Source organism: Enterococcus sp. 3H8_DIV0648 (assembly GCF_002140655.1).
Classification (GTDB): Bacteria; Bacillota; Bacilli; order Lactobacillales; family Enterococcaceae; genus Enterococcus_A; species Enterococcus_A hulanensis.
This window is the reverse complement of record NZ_NGLG01000001.1, coordinates 840,490-845,038: the sequence shown is the minus strand read 5'-3', so window position 1 is coordinate 845,038 and position 4,549 is coordinate 840,490. Positions and strand designations below refer to the sequence as shown.

Below are 4,549 nucleotides of genomic sequence, written 5' to 3'. Positions count from 1 at the left end.
ATATAATACAGAGTTTAATCATCAGCAGTTAATTCTTGCGTCTGAACTACTGAGTACAACTCTCCTTCTTGCTTTTCATCAATCGCGAATGTACCATTTGAAATTCGATCACTGATTGCAACATTAGAAATCTCAAGCTCTTTTTCGATTCCTTTGCTAGTCGTTAAAATAAGTTTTCCTTCTGTTTCAGTCGTCATGTAAGACAGACGATGCGGATTCTTCTTCAGTTCGCGGAAAATCATCAAGCCGCGTTTTGCTCGACCTAATTGCGGCAATTCTTGTGCAAGCATCCGTTTGGCGGCTCCGCGCTGACTTAGTAACAGAATTGGTGAGTCACCTTCAGATGGAACTAAAGCACCCGCTACTACAAAATCACCGTCTTTAAGGTTAATAGCCTTAACTCCTGCTGCTTTTGAGCCTACTACTGGGACTTCTTCTAACGGATATCGCAAACCGAAAGATCGATGCGAAGCAATGAACACATCCATGCCACAAACTTCATCGGTTAGGAAGACTGATACGATTTGATCCGTATCACTTTTCATTTTCATAGCTGTGGTTGGTCGACTACGATAGGTACGCCAAGGCGAAAACTCTGTCATTCGAGTTTGTTTGATCATACCTTCTTTGCTCATGAAGACAAAAAGTTTATTCGCATCAATTTCTTTATAAGGAAACGCTGCGATTATTTCTTCAGTCATAGATAAATTAGTGATCGTTTGCGAGATGTGCTCGCCGACATCTTTCCACTTTAGCTCAGTGATTTCATGAACAGGTCGATAGATCATATTTCCATGGTTCGTCAAGATTAGCAAATGATCCAGTGTATTCAACTTATCAATAAAAATAATTGAATCTCCATCTTTCATACCATGTTCATCAGGACGTGACGCATTGTATGAACGTAAGCTGCTGCGTTTTAAGTACCCTTCTTTTGTTAAGGTTACAATCACGTCTTCTTGAGCAATCAGTACTTCTGTCTCGATCTTGATTTCACTGATTTCATCCTCAATTTGCGTCATACGATCATTTCCGTAGTTCTTTTTGATTTGGCGTAGTTCTTGCTTCATAACTTTATGCAATTCTTTTTCACTATTTAAGATCAAGTGTAATTCTTTGATCTCACCAGCTAATTCCGCTGCTTCTTTTTCTAATTGAGTAATATCGGTATTGGTCAGACGATACAATTGCAGAGTCACGATCGCTTCTGCTTGCTCTTCGCTGAATTCAAAACGTTTAACTAAATTAGTTTTAGCATCTTTTTTATCTTTACTGCCGCGGATCGTAGCTATCACTTCATCAAGAATCGACAAAGCTTTCTTTAAGCCTTCAACAATATGCTGGCGCTTTTCTGCTTTGTTAAGTTCATATTGACTGCGCTTAGTAATCACAGACTTACGATGTCCAATGTAGCTTTCCAAAATATGTTTCAAGCCTACTTGCCGCGGGGTCATATTATCAATTGCTACCATATTGAAATTGTAATTAATCTGCAGGTCAGTATTTTTAAACAAGTAATTTAGAATACCTTCTGCATTAGCGTCTTTTTTAAGCTCAACTACTACCTGCAACCCAGTCCGGTCTGATTCATCTCGAACCTCCGCGATACCATCGATTTTTTTATTCAAACGGATTTCATCCATTTTTTTGACTAAAACAGCTTTATTCACTTCATAAGGTATCTCATGAATGACGATTTGCTGTTTACCGCCTTTTAATGGCTCGATCGATGTTTTCGAACGAAGAATGACTTTGCCTCGGCCAGTTTCGTAAGCCTTTTTGATTTCCGCTTTTCCTTGCAAAATACCGCCAGTCGGAAAATCAGGTCCTGGAATATATTCCATGATTTTTTCTAATGAAGCATTCGGATGATCGATTAAATAAATTGCACCATCAATTACCTCAGATAAGTTATGCGTAGGGATTTCAGTCGCATATCCGGCCGAGATACCTGTTGAACCGTTGACTAAAAGATTTGGATACGCTGCTGGCAATACTGTTGGTTCTTTTTCTGTATCATCAAAGTTCCAAACTAGGTCAACCGTATCTTTTTCGATATCTTTCAATAGCTCACCGCTTAGTTGAGACAAGCGGGCTTCGGTATAACGCATCGCAGCCGGCGGATCACCATCCATCGAACCATTGTTTCCGTGCATCTCGATTAGAACTTGACGCAGCTTCCAATCTTGGCTCATTCGGACCATCGCTTCATAGATTGAGCTGTCTCCGTGAGGATGATAGTTACCCATGATATTACCGACAGACTTGGCTGATTTTCGAAAGCCCTTATCATAAGTATTGCCGTCTTTATTCATAGCAAATAAAATCCGACGCTGTACTGGTTTCAAACCATCACGAATATCCGGCAAAGCCCGCTCTTGAATAATATATTTTGAATAGCGGCCAAAACGGTCACCCATTACTTCTTCTAATGTTAATTCTTGAATTGAATGTTTAGTCTCCATTATTTGACCACCTCCTACTCATCAAACAAGCTGATTATTTTTACTTCATCAGCCGCTTCTTCTGATTCATGTTGCTCCGCTACTGGTACAACCGGCACATCTTCCTTGTTATCTAGCAGACTGCCATCTTCTTCTAACGTAAATTGTACGTGATTTTCAATCCATTTACGGCGAGGTTCTACTTTATCACCCATTAACGTCGTTACACGACGTTCAGCTTGCGCTGCATCATCGATCCGTACGCGGACAAGTGTGCGGTATTCAGGATCCATGGTCGTTTCCCATAACTGCTCCGCGTTCATTTCACCAAGACCTTTATAGCGTTGCAGCATATAACCTTTACCCACTTTTTTCGTAACGTCCTGCAGCTCATCGTCTGTCCATGCATATTCAATGACTTGCTTGCGCCCAGCACCCTTTGAAACCTTGTACAATGGTGGCAAAGCTATATAGATTTTTCCATTTTCAATTAAAGGTTTCATATAGCGATAAAAGAAGGTTAATAGCAAGACTTGGATATGGGCACCATCGGTATCCGCATCGGTCATGATAATTACTTTATCGTAATTGCAATCTTCAATAGAAAATTCAGGTCCGACCCCTGCACCAATTGTATAAATCATCGTATTTATTTCTTCGTTCTTTAAAATATCCTGCATCTTAGCTTTCTCGGTATTAATTACTTTTCCTCGCAACGGCAGGATTGCTTGGAATTTCCGATCGCGTCCTTGTTTAGCAGAACCGCCGGCAGAGTCTCCTTCGACTAAAAACAGCTCATTTCTAGCTGCATTTTTCGATTGTGCTGGAGTTAGTTTTCCTGAAAGCAAAGACTCGCCTTTTTTACGTTTCTTGCCGTTTCGGCTTTCTTCACGAGCCTTGCGTGCTGCTTCACGAGCTTCACGAGCTTTGACCGCTTTACGAACCAGCATTTGGCTGTTCTCACTATTTTCTTGCAAGTAAAAGCCCATTTGTTCGCCAATAACACTATCGACTGCACCACGAGCCGCTGGTGTTCCTAATTTTTCTTTAGTTTGTCCTTCAAACTGCAGCAAGTTTTCTGGAATTCGAACAGATAATACCGCAGAGAGTCCTTCACGGAAATCTGATCCTTCTAAATTTTTATCTTTTTCTTTTAATAATCCAGTTTTTCTCGCATATTCATTGAATGCTTTCGTCATTGACGTCTTCATTCCTGATTCATGCGTACCGCCATCTTTTGTCCGTACATTGTTGACAAAGGAAAGCAGGTTCTCTGAATACCCATCGTTGTATTGATAAGAAAATTCAACTTCAATCCCATCACGTTCCCCAGAAAAATAAACAACGGGTGTCAATGTATCTTTATCTTCATTTAAGTATTCAACGAATTCTTTGATTCCTTCTTCAAAATGAAACGTTTCCGTGACTTTTTCTTCACCACGCAGATCAGTCAAAGTAATCTTGACACCGCGCAATAGGAAGGCAGATTCTCGTAAACGTTCTGATAAGGTTTCATAAGAGAAGTTTAACGTGGAGAAAATTTGAGCATCAGGTAAAAAGTGTACAGAGGTCCCGTTTGGTTTACGAGTCTTTCCGATTTTTTCCAGCGTGCCTTGAGGTTTCCCGCCATCCTTAAACTCTTCGCGATATTCGACACCGTCTCGAACGATTGTTACATTTAACCATTCTGATAAAGCATTTACAACACTGGCACCAACACCGTGCAGACCACCAGAAGTTTTATAGCCGCCCTCTTGCCCGAATTTTCCGCCAGCATGAAGAATCGTAAAAATTACTTCTACAGTCGGAATTCCTGATGCATGCATACCAACTGGCATACCACGACCTTTATCACTCACTTCTACGCTATTATCCTGATGAAGTGTTACTTCAATCTCACTACCATAGCCGGATAATGCTTCATCGACAGCGTTGTCGACGATCTCATAAACCAAATGATGCAAACCGCGACTATCAGTCGAACCAATATACATCCCTGGTCGTTTTCTAACCGCCTCTAATCCCTCTAAAACTTGGATCGAAGCGTCATTGTATTCGTTGTTCATCTTAGCCAAACCTACAACTCCTTACTTCTACTTTTAAAC

At 40.7% G+C, this 4,549-nt stretch carries 2 protein-coding genes; both read right to left on the bottom strand.

Going from position 1 to position 4,549, the window contains the following annotated elements:
* Positions 1-14 precede the first annotated feature (14 nt).
* A complete protein-coding gene (gene parC / locus A5875_RS03925) occupies positions 15-2,465 on the bottom strand; it encodes a DNA topoisomerase IV subunit A (protein WP_088932397.1) in 2,451 nt (816 codons plus the stop codon).
* A 14-nt stretch (positions 2,466-2,479) separates the two neighbouring features.
* On the bottom strand, positions 2,480-4,510 hold the full coding sequence (parE, locus tag A5875_RS03920) for a DNA topoisomerase IV subunit B (RefSeq protein WP_088934625.1): 2,031 nt from the start codon (positions 4,508-4,510) through the stop codon (positions 2,480-2,482).
* Positions 4,511-4,549: the final 39 nt, after the last annotated feature.

Coding starts and splice junctions, on each gene's coding strand:
- parC (WP_088932397.1), bottom strand. CDS start 2,465: ATGGAGACTAAACATTCAATTCAAGAATTAACATTAGAAGAAGTAATG.
- parE (WP_088934625.1), bottom strand. CDS start 4,510: ATGAACAACGAATACAATGACGCTTCGATCCAAGTTTTAGAGGGATTA.